This window comes from Pseudomonas plecoglossicida NBRC 103162 = DSM 15088 (assembly GCF_000730665.1).
Lineage (GTDB): Bacteria > Pseudomonadota > Gammaproteobacteria > Pseudomonadales > Pseudomonadaceae > Aquipseudomonas > Aquipseudomonas plecoglossicida.
This window is the reverse complement of record NZ_BBIV01000017.1, coordinates 118,768-133,508: the sequence shown is the minus strand read 5'-3', so window position 1 is coordinate 133,508 and position 14,741 is coordinate 118,768. Positions and strand designations below refer to the sequence as shown.

Below are 14,741 nucleotides of genomic sequence, written 5' to 3'. Positions count from 1 at the left end.
CAGATGTCTGCATCGCTTCGACGACCAAGAATTCAAGGCAGGTAAGAAATGAGCGCTATCAACGTCTTCCAGCAAAACCCCGGTGCCGAGGCCAAGGCCCAGTCGCCACTGCACCACGCCGACCTGGCCAGCCTGGTTGGCAAAGGCCGCAAGAACGCAGGCGTGACCCTGCGCGAGAAGAAGTTTCTCGGCCACCTGACCCTGCGTGGCGACGGCCACGACCCGGAATTCGCCGCGGGCGTGCACAAGGCCTTGGGCCTGGAGCTACCGGTGGCCCTGACCGTGGTCGCCAACAGCGAGATCTCGCTGCAGTGGATGGGCCCGGACGAGTGGCTGCTGATCGTCCCTGGCGGTCAGGAGTTCGCCGTCGAGCAAAAGCTGCGCGCGGCCCTCGAAGGCCGGCACATCCAGGTGGTCAACGTCAGCGGCGGGCAAAGCCTGCTGGAACTGCGCGGCCCGAATGTGCGCGAAGTGCTGATGAAATCCACCAGCTATGATGTTCATCCGAACAACTTCCCGGTGGGCAAGGCCGTGGGCACCGTGTTCGCCAAGTCGCAACTGGTGATCCGCCGCACCGCCGAAGACACCTGGGAGCTGGTGATTCGCCGCAGCTTCGCCGACTACTGGTGGCTGTGGCTGCAGGACGCTTCGGCCGAGTACGGCCTGAGCATCGAGGCCTAAGGAGAGCAGAACATGAGTCGGGCACCGGATACCTGGATTCTCACCGCCGACTGCCCGAGCATGCTCGGCACCGTCGACGTGGTGACGCGTTACCTCTTCGAGCAGCGCTGCTACGTCACCGAGCACCATTCCTTCGATGACCGGCAGTCGGGGCGCTTCTTCATTCGCGTCGAATTCCGCCAGCCGGACGACTTCGACGAGGCGGGCTTCCGGGCCGGCCTCGCCGAGCGCAGCGATGCGTTCGGCATGGCGTTCGAGCTGACTGCGCCGAATCACCGCCCCAAGGTGGTGATCATGGTGTCCAAGGCCGACCACTGCCTGAACGACCTGCTGTATCGCCAGCGTATCGGCCAGCTGGCCATGGACGTGGTCGCGGTGGTGTCCAACCACCCCGACCTGGAGCCGTTGGCGCAGTGGCACAAGATTCCCTACCACCACTTCGCCCTCGACCCCAACGATAAGGCCGGGCAAGAGCGCAAGGTGCTGCAGGTGATCGAGGAAACCGGCGCCGAGCTGGTGATCCTTGCCCGCTACATGCAGGTGCTGTCGCCAGAGCTGTGCCGGCGCCTGGATGGCTGGGCGATCAACATTCACCACTCGTTGCTGCCGGGTTTCAAGGGCGCCAAGCCTTATCACCAGGCGTACAACAAGGGGGTGAAGATGGTCGGTGCCACGGCGCACTACATCAACAACGACCTGGACGAGGGGCCGATCATCGCCCAGGGCGTCGAGGTGGTGGACCACAGCCATTACCCCGAAGACCTGATTGCCAAGGGGCGCGATATCGAATGCCTGACCCTGGCGCGGGCGGTGGGGTATCACATCGAGCGGCGGGTGTTCCTCAACGCCAATAGGACTGTGGTTCTGTAGCGATCTCCCGGGCCTCATCGCCGGCAAGCCGGCTCCCACAAGGATCACACCGATCCCCTGTGGGAGCCGGCTTGCCGGCGATTGGCCCGACCACTTCTGACCTGCCGTAAAAAGGCATCTCCCTGTCGCTTCCAGTCAGTGCGACTTCCCCCATCCGGCCCACAATTCCCTGCATCCCAGTACCCCATGCCGCCCACGGATGGCGGCGCTTCAACCAACGCTGCATAAATACAAATCAAGCGAGGTAAGAGCATGTCTGGCAATCGTGGAGTGGTGTATCTCGGCGCCGGCAAGGTCGAGGTGCAGAAGATCGACTACCCGAAAATGCAGGACCCGCGCGGCAAGAAGATCGAACACGGCGTCATCCTCAAGGTGGTCTCCACCAACATCTGCGGCTCCGACCAGCACATGGTCCGCGGCCGCACCACCGCCCAGGTCGGCCTGGTCCTGGGCCACGAAATCACCGGTGAAATCGTCGAGTTGGGGCGTGACGTCGAGCGCCTGAAGATCGGTGACCTGGTGTCGGTACCGTTCAACGTCGCCTGCGGCCGCTGCCGCTCGTGCAAAGAGATGCACACCGGTGTCTGCCTCACCGTCAACCCGGCCCGTGCCGGCGGTGCCTACGGCTATGTCGACATGGGCGACTGGACCGGCGGCCAGGCCGAATACGTGCTGGTGCCATACGCCGACTTCAACCTGCTGAAACTGCCGGATCGCGACAAGGCCATGGAAAAGATCCGTGACCTGACCTGCCTGTCCGACATCCTGCCCACCGGCTACCACGGCGCCGTGACGGCCGGCGTTGGTCCAGGCAGCACCGTTTACGTGGCCGGTGCCGGCCCGGTCGGCCTGGCCGCTGCTGCCTCGGCGCGTCTGCTGGGCGCTGCCTGCGTGATCGTCGGCGACCTGAATCCGGCCCGCCTGGCCCACGCCAAGTCCCAGGGCTTCGAAGTGGTCGACCTGTCCAAGGACACCCCGCTGCACGAGCAGATCGTCGATATCCTCGGCGAGCCGGAAGTGGACTGCGCCGTCGACGCCGTGGGCTTCGAGGCCCGTGGCCACGGTCACGAGGGTGCCAAGCACGAAGCGCCGGCCACCGTGCTGAACTCGCTGATGCAGGTGACCCGCGTTGCCGGCAGCATCGGTATCCCGGGGTTGTACGTGACCGAAGACCCGGGCGCGGTGGATGCCGCCGCCAAGATCGGCGCGCTGAGCATTCGCTTCGGCCTGGGTTGGGCGAAGTCGCACAGCTTCCACACCGGCCAGACCCCGACCATGAAGTACAACCGCCAATTGATGCAGGCGATCATGTGGGACCGTATCAACATCGCCGAAGTGGTCGGCGTTCAGGTCATCAACCTGGACCAGGCGCCGGAAGGCTATGGCGAGTTCGATGCGGGCGTACCGAAGAAATTCGTCATCGACCCGCACAAGATGTGGGGTGCTGCCTGATCTGAAAAACTACAACGCCCCCGTCGGGGGCGTTGTGCCATCTACGCGCGACAAGCAGGCTGATGGCCGGCCCGGAACAAACCCTCGAAGCACGAGTCGAATGCCTCGTTTCCCTGGCCATCCCGGCCCACGAGGTCCCTCCCGATGAAAGCAATCACCCTGGCAACCCTGATGACCCTGGCCGCAAGCCCGGTGTTCGCCTTCAACCTCAGCGACGCCGCCAACGCCGTGTCGGCCATGCAGGGCCAGAACCAGCAGGGTCAGGTGCAGGCGCCCGAAGGGCAGGCCAATCTGCTCAACACGCTGGGTAGCCAACTGAACATCACGCCGGAACAGGCCGTGGGCGGGGCAGGGGCCATGCTGGGGCTGGCGCGCAACAACCTCAGCAGCGATGACTATGGCCAGCTGACCAAGGCTGTACCAGGGCTGGACCTGTTGTCGGGCGCCAATGCCCTGGGCGGTCTGAGCGGGCTGGGCGAGTTGCTGGGCAAGAACAGCGAAAGCCAGTCGGCGCTGAGCAATGCGCTGGGCAACGATGTCGAGAACCGCAACGACCTGGACAATGCGTTCAAGGCGCTGGGGATGGATACCGGGATGATCGGGCAGTTTGCGCCGTTGATCCTGCAGTACCTGGGTCAGCAGGGGATTGCCGGGTCGCTGTTGCAGAATCTGGGTAGCTTGTGGACCACACCCGCGCCGTTGGCGCAGCCTTCGGTCTGAGGTGATCCCATCGCCGGCAAGCCAGCACACATTGACTGTCAGGCGGCTTCGGAGAAGTCCACCAGGCTGACCCGGCGGCGGAATCCGGCGGTCAGTACGGCCAGGTAGGCAAGCCCCAGGGCGAACCAGGACAAGCCAATCACCAAGGTCAGCGCCGACAGGCTGGTCCACAGCCACAAGGTCAGGCTCAACCCCACCAGCGGCACCGCGCCATAGCACAGCAGGCCTTTGAGGTTGCGCTGTGCGCCGTCGTCCATCAGATGCGTCTTCACCACTGCCAGGTTCACCGCCGAGAACGCCACCAACGCGCCAAAGCTGATCAGCGAGGCCAGCGTGGACAGGTCGATCACCAACGCCAGCAGCGAGAACGCCGACACCAGCAGGATGGCGAACACCGGCGTACCCAGGCGCGGCGACAGGTGGCCGAAGGTACGCTGTGGCAGCACCCGGTCACGGCCCATGGTGTAGAGGATGCGCGACACTGCGGCCTGGGAAGCCAGCGCCGAGCCCAGGCTGCCGGCCACATAGGCGGCGGTGAAGAAGTTGGCCAGGAACTGCCCGCCGGCCTTGAGCATCACTTCGTTGGCGGCGGCATCGACGTTGGCGAAGGTGCTGCCCGGCAGCACCAGCTGGCTCACGTAGGCCAGCACGGTGAACAGCAGGCCGGCGAACAGGGTGGTGAGGATGATTGCCCGCGGCACATCGCGACGGGCATCACGGCTTTCCTCGGCCAGGGTCGAGACGGCGTCGAAGCCCAGGAACGACAGACACAGCACCGCTGCGCCGGCCATTAGCGGGCCGAAGCCGGGCGCGCTGCCGTCACCGTGCAGCGGTGTCAGCCAGTCGATCGGCTGGCCGTTGCCCAGGGTCTGCCACGACAGTGCCACGAACACGCCGATGAAGACGATCTGCGCGCCGACGATCAGGTTGCTGGTCTTGGCCACCGAGTTGATGCCGACCACGTTGAGCACGGTCACCAAGGCGATGGAGGCAAGCACGAAGGCCCAGGCCGGCACCGCAGGGAAGGCGATGTTGAGGAACAGGCCGATCAGCAGGTAGTTGATCATCGGCAGGAACAGGTAGTCGAGCAGCAGCGACCAGCCCGCCAAGAAACCCACGTTCTGGCCGAAGGCCATGTTGGTGTAGGAATACGCCGAGCCCGCGACCGGGAAGCGCTTGACCATGAAGCTGTAGGAGGCGGCGGTGAACAGCATGGCCACCAGGGTGACGATGTAGGCGCCGGCGGTGCGGCCACCGGTGAGTTCGGTGACGATGCCGTAGGTGGTGAAGATGGTCAGCGGGACCATGTAGACCAGGCCGAAGAACACCAGGGCAGGGAGGCCGAGGACGCGGCGAAGCTGGGCGGGGGCGGAGCTGGGTTGGTTGGCCATTGATCGATCCAGGCATTTTTTGTAGTTGTGCTTTGGTCGATTTTTATCCACTTAGGTGGGGTGTGACAAAGAAGTATTCCTAATGCTCAGTATTAGCCAGGGTTTTAATTGGAATCGGCTGGTGTGTTCCAGGGCCCTGACTGGTATCAACGCATCTCGCCGCGAAGTTGCTCGATCCGCTGGTCCTTCTCCACCCACAACTGGTTCACCCAGGCCTGCACGGTCTGGCGGAAGGCTGGGTCGTTCTCGTAATCCCCCGCCCACAAAGCCGGATCCAGTTCACGCACTCGAATGTCGATAATCACCCGACTGATACTGCCATTGAGCAGTGCCCAGAAGCCCGGAGCCTTGTTGCCCGGATAGACGATGGTCACGTCCAGCAGCGCATCCAGTTGCTCGCCTAGCGCCGCCAGCACGAACGCCACGCCGCCAGCCTTGGGTTTGAGCAGGTAGCGATAAGGCGACTGTTGTTCCCGGTGCTTGGCCTCGGTGAAGCGAGTGCCTTCCAGGTAGTTGACCACGGTCACCGGCTGGCGCTTGAACAGTTCGCAGGCAGCCTTGGTGATTTCCAGGTCCTTGCCCTTGAGTTCCGGGTGCTTGTCCAGGAACGCCTTGCTGTAGCGCTTCATGAACGGGTAATCCAGGCCCCACCAGGCCAGGCCCAGCAGCGGGACCCAGATCAGTTCCTTCTTGAGGAAGAATTTGAAGAACGGCGTGCGCCGGTTGAGGCTCTCGATCAGCGCCGGGATGTCGACCCAGGTCTGGTGGTTGCTCACGGCCAGGTACGAGGTGTTCTTGCGCAGGTTCTCGACCCCACGGATATCCCACTGGGTAGGAATGCACAGGGCGAAGATGGCCTTGTCGATTTCCGACCAGGTTTCGGCGACCCACATCACCGCCCACGAGGCATAGTCACGCCCACGACCCGGCAGGACCAGTTTGAGCAGGGCGAAGACCAGCAACGGGCAGATCAACACCACGGTGTTGAGCAGCAGCAGGATGGTCGTGAGAATGCCGGTAAACAGGCGACGCATAAGGGGACTCTTGTTGTGGGAAGTAAGCGATTGGCAATGATAAGCAGGGCAGTGGGCTACGCCAAATCTGCAATGCCCAGCGGCCGGGACAAATGTTTCACATTATGTTGTTTACCCTTGTTGCAGCGAACCTATCGTGCCAGTGCAGTCTAAGCACTGACCCCTTTCAAGGAAGCCTGCCCTGTGAAATCCATGCTTGCCCTGTTGTCGCTGCTGGCGCTGCCGGTCATGGCCGCCGAGCCGACGATCTATGGTCGTTACGAGAACATTGCCTTGCCTGAGCTTGGCGAAACGCTGAAGGCCAAGATGGATACCGGTGCCTATACCGCATCGCTGTCAGCCAAGGATATCGAGCTGTTCAATCGCGATGGCGAGGAATGGGTGCGGTTCCGCCTGGCGACCAAGGAGTCGGACGGCAAGGTCTATGAGCACAAGGTCTCGCGCATCAGCAAGATCAAGGGCCGCGCCGAGGAAGAGGACGAAGGCGATGCACCGGAGCTCTCCAAGCGGCCAGTGGTTGACCTGGAGCTGTGCCTGGGTGACGTGAAGCGCACCGTCGAGGTGAACCTGGTGGACCGCAGCCACTTCAACTATCCGCTGCTGGTGGGTGCCAAGGCGCTGCGCGAGTTCAAGGCGGCAGTGAACCCGGCCAAGCGCTTTACCGCAGACAAGCCTGACTGCTGATTGCTTCAGGCTGTACCGGCCCTATCGCCGCGGTTCGTCGCCACGGCAAGCCGGCTCCTGCAGGTACCTGTGGGAGCCGGCTTGCCGGCGATAGGGCCAGTAAGCTAAAAGTCCAGTTCTGCCCTCGGAAAGGCCGAACGCCATGCCCCATATCCTCATCGTCGAAGACGAAGCCGCCATCGCCGATACCTTGGTCTACGCCCTTCAGGCCGATGGCCACAGCACCGAATGGGTGACCTTGGGCAGCGCCGCACTCGACCAGCAGCGCCAGCGCCCTGCCGACCTGATCATTCTCGATATCGGCCTGCCTGATATCAGTGGTTTCGAAACCTGCCGCCAGCTGCGGCGGTTCACCGAAGTACCCGTGATGTTCCTCAGCGCCCGCGATGGTGAGATCGACCGGGTGGTGGGCCTGGAAATCGGTGCCGACGACTATGTGGTCAAGCCCTTCAGCCCGCGGGAGGTGGCTGCTCGGGTACGGGCCATCCTCAAGCGTGTGGTGCCTCGCAGCGAACCGGGGTTGTTCCAGCTCGACACCTTGCGCATGCTGATCACCTACCGTGGCCAGCCGCTGACCCTTACCCGCCACGAATTCCGCCTGTTGCAATGCCTGCTGGAACACCCCCAGCGGGTATTCAGCCGCGAGCAGTTGCTCGATGGGCTGGGCGTGGCCTCTGATGTGGGCTACGAGCGCACCATCGACAGCCATGTCAAAAGCCTGCGCGCCAAGCTGCGCCAGGTGGCAGCGGATGCCGAACCAATCCAGACCCACCGGGGGCTGGGCTACAGCTACAGCCCGGAGCATGCCTGATGCGCCTGGGCATCCGGATCTTCCTGGTGTACTTCCTGTTCGTCGGTCTGGCGGGGTATTTCCTGCTCAATACCGTTCGCGAACAGATCCGCCCCGTGGTGCGCCAGTCTTCCGAGGAAACCTTGGTGGACACTGCCAACCTGCTGGCGGAAATCCTCCACGACGACGTCAAGGCCGGTACCTTGGCGCAAAGCCGCCTGCCCGAGGTGCTCAAGGCCTATGGCCTGCGCAGTCCCGGTGCGCAGATCTGGGGCCTTGAGAAGAACCAGGTCAGCCACCGCATCTATGTCACCGATGCCCAGGGCATCGTCCTGCTCGACTCCAGCGGCGTGGCCTTGGGCAAGGACTATTCGCAGTGGAACGATGTCTACCTGACGCTGCGCGGCCAGTATGGCGCCCGTTCCACGCGCAGCGTCGAAGACGACGAAAGCACTTCGGTGATGCATGTGGCGGCGCCGATCCTCGACGATGGCCAGATCATCGGGGTGGTGACAGTGGCCAAGCCCAACAGCTCGCTGCAGCCCTATATCGACCGCTCCGAACGGCGTTTGATGACGCTCGGGCTGGGGCTGATCGGCCTGGGCTTGCTGATCGGTGCACTGCTGTCCTGGTGGCTGGCCCGTTCGTTGCGCAAGCTGGCGCGCTATGCCCAGGCCATCAGCGAGGGCGAGCGCGCGGCACTGCCGCATTACAAGGGTGGCGAGCTGGCCCACCTGGCCGAAGCCGTGGAACGCATGCGCACGCAACTTGAGGGCAAGGCCTACGTCGAGCGCTACGTGCACACCCTCACCCATGAGTTGAAGAGCCCACTGGCGGCGATCCGCGGCGCGTCGGAATTGCTACAGGGCGACATGCCTCAGGAGCAGCGGGCGCGCTTTGCCGGCAATATCGAGCGGGAAAGCGAGCGCTTGCAGCAGATGATCGAGCGCTTGCTCGACCTGGCCCGGGTCGAGCAGATGCAGGCGCTGGAAGATGAGCAGGAGGTGGCACTGGCGGCGCTGGTGGATGAGTTGCTGCTGGCTCATGCGCCGCGTATCGAAGCTGCGGGTCTGCAAGTGCGCCAGCGGGTGCCTGCAGGTCTGCGCTTGTTGTGCGACCCGTTCCTGATGCGTCAGGCGCTGGCCAACCTGCTGGACAATGCGCTGGACTTCACGCCGCCTGAGGGTGCGTTGCTGTTCGAACTGGAGCGTGATGGCGAGCGAATGGCGTTGAGCCTGTTCAACCAGGGCCAGGCCATTCCCGAATATGCGCTTGGCCGGGTGGCCGAGCGCTTCTATTCCTTGCCCAGGCCCGGCAGCGGGCGCAAGAGCACGGGCCTGGGGCTCAATTTCGTGGCCGAGGTCATGCACTTGCATGGTGGAAACCTGGCCGTGGACAACGTCGATGGCGGTGTGCGGGTCCGCTTGTGGTTGCCTGCCCGACGCATCAGCTGAAAACACACAATCTCCACACATCCTCCGCAATGCCTCCATGCAGGGCGCAGACACTGCGCCCACTGCCACAGGAGGCCCCATGAACAAATCCTTGAGTTACAAGCTTGGCACCATCGCCCTGCTGATGATCCTGCTGTTGATCCCGCTGTCGATGATCAACGGGCTGATCAGCGACCGCCAGAACCTGCGCGACGGGGTGTTGCATGACATCGCCCAGAGCGCCAGCTACGACCAGCAGGTCAGTGGCCCGTTGCTGGTGGTGCCGTACCGCAAGTACCAGCGCCGCTGGATCGAAAAGGACGGCCAGCGCGTGCAGGAAACCAGCACCCTGGCCGGGCACCTGTACTTTCTGCCGGAAACCTTTGACGCCGACCTTGGCGTGGACACCGAGCTGCGCGCGCGGGGTATCTACCAGGCCCGGCTGTTCCATGCCAAAGGTCGCTTCTCGGGACGCTTCAAGGTGCCTGTACGGTGGGGCATCGAAAAAGATTTCGAAGACTACCGCTTCGACAAGCCGTTCCTGGTGGTCGGCATCAGCGATATCCGCGGCATCGAGCATGCGCAGGAGCTGAAGTTCGATGATCAACGCTTGCCCTTCGAAGCCGGCACCGGCCTGGACTGGATGCGCAGTGGCGTGCGCGTTGCGCTGCCCCAGCTCGATGGCCAGCAAGCCCGGGAATTCAGCTATGGTTTCGAGCTTGCGCTGCAAGGTACCGGGCAGTTGCACCTGCTGCCGGTGGGTCGTACCAACAGCGTCGACATGCAAGCCAACTGGCCGCACCCAAGCTTCGTCGGCAGCTACCTGCCCAGCCGCCGCGCCATCGACGACAAGGGTTTCACGGCGCACTGGCAGACCTCGATCTTCGCGACCAATCTCGCCGATGCCGTGCGTCAGTGCGCCACGGGCGGACAGTGCGCGGACTACAGCGAGCGGACATTCGGCGTGAGCTTCGTCGACCCGGTGGACCAGTACCTGAAAAGCGAACGGGCGATCAAGTACGCCTTGCTGTTCATCGTCCTGACCTTTGCCGGCTTCTTCCTCTTCGAGGTACTGAAGAACCTCAGCGTGCACCCGGTGCAGTACATCCTGGTCGGCGTCGCGCTGGCGTTCTTCTACCTGTTGCTGCTGTCATTGTCGGAGCACATCGGATTCGGCCCTGCGTATGGCCTGTCGGCGTCGGCCTGCGTGCTGCTGATTGGCTTCTACCTGAGTCATGTGTTGCGCAGCCGGGGGCGTGGGCTGGGGTTTGCGGCAGGGCTGGCGGCGCTGTACGCGATGCTCTACGGGCTGCTCAGCGCCGAGGATTATGCGCTGCTGATGGGGGCATTGCTGTGCTTTGGCTTGCTTGGGGTGTTCATGGTGCTGACCCGTCGCCTGGACTGGGCGCGGGTGGGGAGGGCGGCATGAGGGAAGACAGAGAGATCGGGCGGTGGCTGGCCCGGAGAATCGGGGAGTTGTTTCCTGTCATGCCGAGCTGAGGCGGGGGCTGCTTTGCAGCCCGATCGCCGGCTTGCCGGCGATAGCGGTCTGTCAGGCCACCGGTGCCGTAGCGACCATCGACGGCCGCTTGCTCACCTCGGCATACCACGTCGCCAACCCAGGCTGGTGCTCGCGCCAGCCGAACTCGGGCTGGCGCAAATCCAGATACCCCAGCGCACAGGCCACGCCGATAGCCGCCAGATCAAAGCCCGAAATCAGCTCCGCCAAGTGCTCGTGCTCAAGGTTGGCCAGGCTGCGGCGGATCTTTTCGCTTTGCGCGTCCAGCCAGCCGTCCCAACGCTTGTCTTCCGGCCGCAGGAAGCTTTCATAGCGCGACGACACCGCCGCATCCATGATCGCATCGGCCTGCGACACCAGGGTCATGCGCCGCCAGCGCGCCGAGCCCTCGCGGGGCAGCAGTGGCAGGCCGACATGCTGCAGGTCGAGGTACTCGCAGATGACGCGGCTGTCGTGCAGCACGGTGCCGTCTTCCAGGCGCAGCGCCGGGATCTTGCCGATCGGGTTGCCCTGGTTGAGCTGTTCGTCACCACTCACCGGGCTGATGTTCACCGGCTGCAGGGCCACGCGGTCGAGCTGGCCGGTTTCGTGCAGCACCACCATGACCTTGCGCACGAAGGGCGACAGCGGCGAGTGGAACAGGGTCATCGTCGCCATGGCTCAATTGCCCTGCAGGCTGGGCGGCAGGCACACGCCGGTGCCGCCAATGCCGCAGTAGCCGTCCGGGTTCTTGGCCAGGTACTGCTGGTGGTAGGCCTCGGCGAAGTACACGGTCGGCGCCTGGTCGATCTCGGTGGTGATCTCGCCGAAACCGGCCTTGCTCAACTCGGCCTGGAAGGCGTCGCGGCTGGCCTTGGCTTCCTCGAGCTGCTCCGGCGAGGTGCAGTAGATGGCCGAGCGGTACTGGGTGCCGACGTCGTTGCCCTGGCGCATGCCCTGGGTCGGGTTGTGCAGCTCCCAGAACATGGCCAGCAGCTCGCGGTAGCTGACCCGGTCCTTGTCGAACACCACCAGCACCACTTCGGTGTGGCCGGTCAGGCCCGAGCAGACTTCTTCGTAGGTGGGGTTGGGGGTGAAGCCGCCGGCATAGCCGACCACGGTGCTGACCACGCCTTCACGCTGCCAGAAGCGGCGCTCGGCGCCCCAGAAGCAGCCCAGGCCGAAGATCGCGAAGTCGATGCTGCCTTCGAAGAACGGGCCGAGCAGCGGGGTGCCCTCGAACACGTAGTGGAACTCGGGCAGGGTCATCGGGGTTTCGCGGCCGGGCAGGGCTTGCTCGGCGGTGGGCATGAGGTTTTTGTTCACCAGGATTTCCGAACGCAGGACCATGGCCGTTCCTCTGTATGTCAGTTGGATAGGTGTTGAACCCATCGCCGGCTTGCCGGCGATGAGGCCCGAATGGACTCTATAGTGCCCGAGCTTTCAGTCGCTGTCAGGCCATTGGACCGCGCGGATAGCGCTTGAGCTTTTCCGCAAGCTCGCGCCCCGGAATCGGCCGGTCGAACAGGTAGCCCTGGCCCACGTCGCAGCGGTGGCGGCGCAGGAACGCCAGCTGCGCCGGCGTCTCGATCCCTTCGGCCACCACCTTGAGCTTGAGGTTGTGGGCCATCGCCACCACCGCCGAGGTGATCTCCATGTCGTCCTGGTTGTCGGGGATCTCATTGATGAAGCTGCGGTCGATCTTGATGATGTCGATCGGGAATTTCTTCAGGTAGCTCAGCGACGAATAGCCGGTGCCGAAGTCGTCCATGGCCAGGGTCAGGCCCAGGGCCTTGAGTTCATCGAGCTGGCGGTGGGTGTCTTCGCTGGCTTCCAGCAACAGCCCTTCGGTCAGCTCCAGCTCCAGCAGGTGCGGAGGCAGGGCTTCGTCCTTGAGGATCGAGCCGATCGAGGCCACCAGGTCGGGGTCGGAGAACTGCTTGGGCGAAAGGTTGATTGCCACGTGCAGGTTGCCCATGCCGGCTTCGCGCAGCTGTTGGCTCATGCGGCACGCCTGGCGCACCACCCATTTGCCGATGGGGATGATCAGGCCGGTTTCTTCCGCCACGCTGATGAACTGGTCGGGGCGGATCATGCCGCGCTCGGGGTGGTTCCAGCGCAACAGCGCCTCAAGGCCCAGCAGCCGTCCGCTGCGCAGGCACAGCTTGGGCTGGTAGAACACCTCCAGCTCGTTCTGGGTCAGCGCGCGGCGCAGGTTGTTCTCGACGAACAGCTTGTAGCTGGCCTCGGCATTGAGCACTTCGGTGAACACCTGCACCTGGTGCTTGCCGTTGGCCTTGGCCTTGTGCAAGGCCAGGCCGGCGTTCTTCATCAGGGTGGTCGGGTCGCTGCCGTGCAGCGGCGCACAGGCCAGGCCCACCGAAGCGGTGACGTTGATCAGCTGGTTGTCGACGAACATCGGCTTGTCGAGGGTGCGCAGCAGTTGCAGGGCAACGCACTGGCCGTCTTCCAGGCTGGTGTCGTCGAGCAGCACGGCGAACTCGTTGCTGGCGAAACGGGCCAGCACGCCTCCGGCGCTGAGGCTGTTGCGCAGGCGCCGGGCCAGGCTGATCAGCAGTTTGTCGCCGGTCTGGTGGCCAAGGCTGTCGTTGATCCGCTTGAAATTGTCGATGTCCACCAGCAGCAGGCAGGTGGGGCTTTCGCCGTCGAGGGCGAAGCGCTCGTCGAGGCTGCGGATGAACGCCGGGCGGTTGCCCAGGTTGGTCAGGTTGTCGGTGTAGGCCAGGCGTTCGATCCGTTGCTGGGCGAGCTTGGTCTGGGTGACGTCTTCGTAGATGCCGATATAGTGGGTCAGCTCACGGTTGTCGCCGTACACCTTGGAGATCGACAGCTGGCCCCAGTAGGGTTCGAGGTTCTTGCGTCGGCTCTTGAACTCACCTTGCCAGCTGTTGCCCATGGCCAGGCTCGAAGGAGAGTCGAACAGCAGCTCGCTGAGGTTCTCCAGCGCCGGCAGCTCGGCCAGGTGATGGCCCTGGACTTCCTCGGTGCTGTACTGGGTGATCGCCGTGAAGCTGGGGTTGACGTACTCCACCACACCTTCGCGATTGACCAGCAGGAAGGCGCTGGCGCTCTGCTCCACGGCGCGTTGGAACAGGTGCAGGGCGCTGGCGGCCGTGCGCCGGTTGTGGTTGGTGATGACCTGCGCGAACTGGTCGGCCAGCTCGCCGGCGAAGGCGATCTCGTCCGACTGCCAAGCCCGCGGCTGGCCGGTCTGCTCCAGGCACAGCACGCCGACCACCTGACCATCGACGCGGATACTGGCGTCGAGCATGGCGTTGTTGTCGGCGTACAGGCTCTGGGCCAGTTCACGGGTGCGCGGGTCGTGGTTGGCGTTGTGCGCATCGATGGCGCGGCTGGCGTGCAGGGCGTCCAGGTAATCGGGGAAGCGGCTGGCGTCGATAGGGTCCGGCAGGCGATGCACCTGCTCGGCGCGCAGCCAGGCGCTGATCGGTTCCAGGCGCTGGTCTTCCAGGTGCCAGATGCTGGCGCTGTCGACCTTGTAGATCTCGCAGGCACTGCGGGTGATCAACTGCGCAGCTTCCAGCAGCGAATTCTCGGCGCTGTAGCGCTGGCGGGCCAGGCGCAGGATCAGGTCCTGCTGGCCGCGTACGCGCTCCAGGTGTTCGAACTGTTCCTGCTGGGCGCGCTGGTTGAGTTGCAGGGCCAGCTCCAGGCGGTTGTTGCGTGATTCGAGGTCGTTGGCCTCGAATGCTGCTTCGTCCTCGTCATCCAGCATGGTCAGGAAGCCGCGCAGCAGCTGGCGGTTGTGCTGCTTGAACGCTTCGCCCACCTCCAGCACGCGCAGCGTGCGCGATTGTGCATGGAAGGTGTAGCGCACGCGGTAGTAGTTGCGCTGGTTGAGTTGAAGCTGGATTTCGTCGTGCAGCCGGTAGCGCGCTTCGGGCTCCATGAGGCTGGCATAGGGCGCGTCGATCAGCGCACACAACTCGGAGGCGGGCACGCCGAACTGGCGTTCGCAGGCGGGGTCGAGGTAGAGCATGGCCCAGGTGGCTTCGTTGAGCCTTTCGAAACGCAGCATGCCGAGCCGCGAGGGCACGGGGAGCTGCGTGACGACCTCGGCCGCCACACGGCTGGCGGCATCGGGTTGGCTTTTCATCGAAGACTCGCTTGAAGAGGGAGACGCGGCCTGGGCGGCGGCGCATCCGG

The 14,741-nt window shown here is 64.0% G+C and carries 13 protein-coding genes; 8 read left to right on the top strand and 5 right to left on the bottom strand.

Annotated features, from left to right (window positions below; translation table 11 throughout):
* The first annotated feature begins 48 nt into the window (after positions 1-48).
* The 4 genes from PPL01S_RS12405 to PPL01S_RS12390 all read left to right on the top strand — a co-directional run bounded on the left by PPL01S_RS12405 (position 49) and on the right by PPL01S_RS12390 (position 3,723).
* The gene (locus tag PPL01S_RS12405; RefSeq protein WP_016393296.1) at positions 49-681 is read left to right on the top strand and encodes a sarcosine oxidase subunit gamma; all 633 of its coding nucleotides are present in this window, start codon (positions 49-51) and stop codon (positions 679-681) included.
* Positions 682-693: 12 nt separating this feature from the next.
* Positions 694-1,551, top strand: a complete 858-nt coding sequence (gene purU / locus PPL01S_RS12400; RefSeq protein ID WP_016393295.1) for a formyltetrahydrofolate deformylase — start codon at positions 694-696, stop codon at positions 1,549-1,551.
* A gap of 252 nt (positions 1,552-1,803) precedes the next feature.
* Positions 1,804-3,003, top strand: coding sequence for a formaldehyde dehydrogenase, glutathione-independent (gene fdhA / locus PPL01S_RS12395; RefSeq protein WP_016393294.1), 1,200 nt, complete (start codon positions 1,804-1,806; stop codon positions 3,001-3,003).
* Positions 3,004-3,147: 144 nt separating this feature from the next.
* The gene (locus PPL01S_RS12390; protein ID WP_016393293.1) at positions 3,148-3,723 is read left to right on the top strand and encodes a DUF2780 domain-containing protein; all 576 of its coding nucleotides are present in this window, start codon (positions 3,148-3,150) and stop codon (positions 3,721-3,723) included.
* Between the two features lie 38 nt (positions 3,724-3,761).
* Here PPL01S_RS12390 and PPL01S_RS12385 read toward each other — a convergent pair whose 3' ends face one another.
* Both PPL01S_RS12385 and yihG read right to left on the bottom strand, forming a co-directional pair.
* Positions 3,762-5,114 (bottom strand): APC family permease, encoded by a 1,353-nt coding sequence (locus PPL01S_RS12385; RefSeq protein ID WP_016393292.1) that lies wholly within the window; start codon positions 5,112-5,114, stop codon positions 3,762-3,764.
* 146 nt (positions 5,115-5,260) lie between these two features.
* Complete coding sequence (gene yihG, locus PPL01S_RS12380) at positions 5,261-6,148, bottom strand: 1-acylglycerol-3-phosphate O-acyltransferase, YihG family (protein WP_016393291.1); 888 nt, start codon at positions 6,146-6,148, stop codon at positions 5,261-5,263.
* Between the two features lie 183 nt (positions 6,149-6,331).
* On the opposite strand from yihG, the gene rloA2 reads away from it, so the two are divergent.
* The 4 genes from rloA2 to creD all read left to right on the top strand — a co-directional run bounded on the left by rloA2 (position 6,332) and on the right by creD (position 10,484).
* Complete coding sequence (gene rloA2 / locus PPL01S_RS12375; protein WP_028625726.1) at positions 6,332-6,832, top strand: retropepsin-like aspartic peptidase RloA2; 501 nt, start codon at positions 6,332-6,334, stop codon at positions 6,830-6,832.
* 142 nt (positions 6,833-6,974) lie between these two features.
* Positions 6,975-7,643, top strand: coding sequence for a two-component system response regulator CreB (gene creB, locus PPL01S_RS12370; protein ID WP_016393289.1), 669 nt, complete (start codon positions 6,975-6,977; stop codon positions 7,641-7,643).
* Complete coding sequence (gene creC / locus PPL01S_RS12365; protein ID WP_028625725.1) at positions 7,643-9,076, top strand: two-component system sensor histidine kinase CreC; 1,434 nt, start codon at positions 7,643-7,645, stop codon at positions 9,074-9,076. Before creB ends, creC begins: the two co-directional genes overlap by 1 nt.
* Before the next feature lie 79 nt (positions 9,077-9,155).
* A complete protein-coding gene (creD, locus tag PPL01S_RS12360) occupies positions 9,156-10,484 on the top strand; it encodes a cell envelope integrity protein CreD (protein WP_016393287.1) in 1,329 nt (442 codons plus the stop codon).
* Between the two features lie 123 nt (positions 10,485-10,607).
* On the opposite strand, the gene PPL01S_RS12355 is transcribed toward creD, so the two are convergent.
* The 3 genes from PPL01S_RS12355 to PPL01S_RS12345 all read right to left on the bottom strand — a co-directional run bounded on the left by PPL01S_RS12355 (position 10,608) and on the right by PPL01S_RS12345 (position 14,691).
* Positions 10,608-11,231 carry a glutathione S-transferase gene (locus tag PPL01S_RS12355; protein WP_016393286.1) on the bottom strand — a complete coding sequence of 208 codons (624 nt, stop codon included), beginning with the start codon at positions 11,229-11,231 and terminating at the stop codon, positions 10,608-10,610.
* 3 nt (positions 11,232-11,234) lie between these two features.
* Positions 11,235-11,903 (bottom strand): peptide-methionine (S)-S-oxide reductase MsrA, encoded by a 669-nt coding sequence (gene msrA, locus PPL01S_RS12350; RefSeq protein WP_028625724.1) that lies wholly within the window; start codon positions 11,901-11,903, stop codon positions 11,235-11,237.
* A 103-nt stretch (positions 11,904-12,006) separates the two neighbouring features.
* Complete coding sequence (locus PPL01S_RS12345; protein ID WP_028625723.1) at positions 12,007-14,691, bottom strand: putative bifunctional diguanylate cyclase/phosphodiesterase; 2,685 nt, start codon at positions 14,689-14,691, stop codon at positions 12,007-12,009.
* Between the last annotated feature and the right edge of the window lie 50 nt (positions 14,692-14,741).

Excerpts from the sequence above, each read along its gene's own strand:
- PPL01S_RS12385 (WP_016393292.1), bottom strand. The coding sequence starts at position 5,114 with ATGGCCAACCAACCCAGCTCCGCCCCCGCCCAGCTTCGCCGCGTCCTC.
- msrA (WP_028625724.1), bottom strand. The coding sequence starts at position 11,903 with ATGGTCCTGCGTTCGGAAATCCTGGTGAACAAAAACCTCATGCCCACC.
- purU (WP_016393295.1), top strand. The coding sequence starts at position 694 with ATGAGTCGGGCACCGGATACCTGGATTCTCACCGCCGACTGCCCGAGC.
- PPL01S_RS12390 (WP_016393293.1), top strand. The coding sequence starts at position 3,148 with ATGAAAGCAATCACCCTGGCAACCCTGATGACCCTGGCCGCAAGCCCG.
- creB (WP_016393289.1), top strand. The coding sequence starts at position 6,975 with ATGCCCCATATCCTCATCGTCGAAGACGAAGCCGCCATCGCCGATACC.
- creD (WP_016393287.1), top strand. The coding sequence starts at position 9,156 with ATGAACAAATCCTTGAGTTACAAGCTTGGCACCATCGCCCTGCTGATG.
- PPL01S_RS12355 (WP_016393286.1), bottom strand. The coding sequence starts at position 11,231 with ATGGCGACGATGACCCTGTTCCACTCGCCGCTGTCGCCCTTCGTGCGC.
- PPL01S_RS12405 (WP_016393296.1), top strand. The coding sequence starts at position 49 with ATGAGCGCTATCAACGTCTTCCAGCAAAACCCCGGTGCCGAGGCCAAG.
- PPL01S_RS12345 (WP_028625723.1), bottom strand. The coding sequence starts at position 14,691 with ATGAAAAGCCAACCCGATGCCGCCAGCCGTGTGGCGGCCGAGGTCGTC.
- yihG (WP_016393291.1), bottom strand. The coding sequence starts at position 6,148 with ATGCGTCGCCTGTTTACCGGCATTCTCACGACCATCCTGCTGCTGCTC.
- fdhA (WP_016393294.1), top strand. The coding sequence starts at position 1,804 with ATGTCTGGCAATCGTGGAGTGGTGTATCTCGGCGCCGGCAAGGTCGAG.
- creC (WP_028625725.1), top strand. The coding sequence starts at position 7,643 with ATGCGCCTGGGCATCCGGATCTTCCTGGTGTACTTCCTGTTCGTCGGT.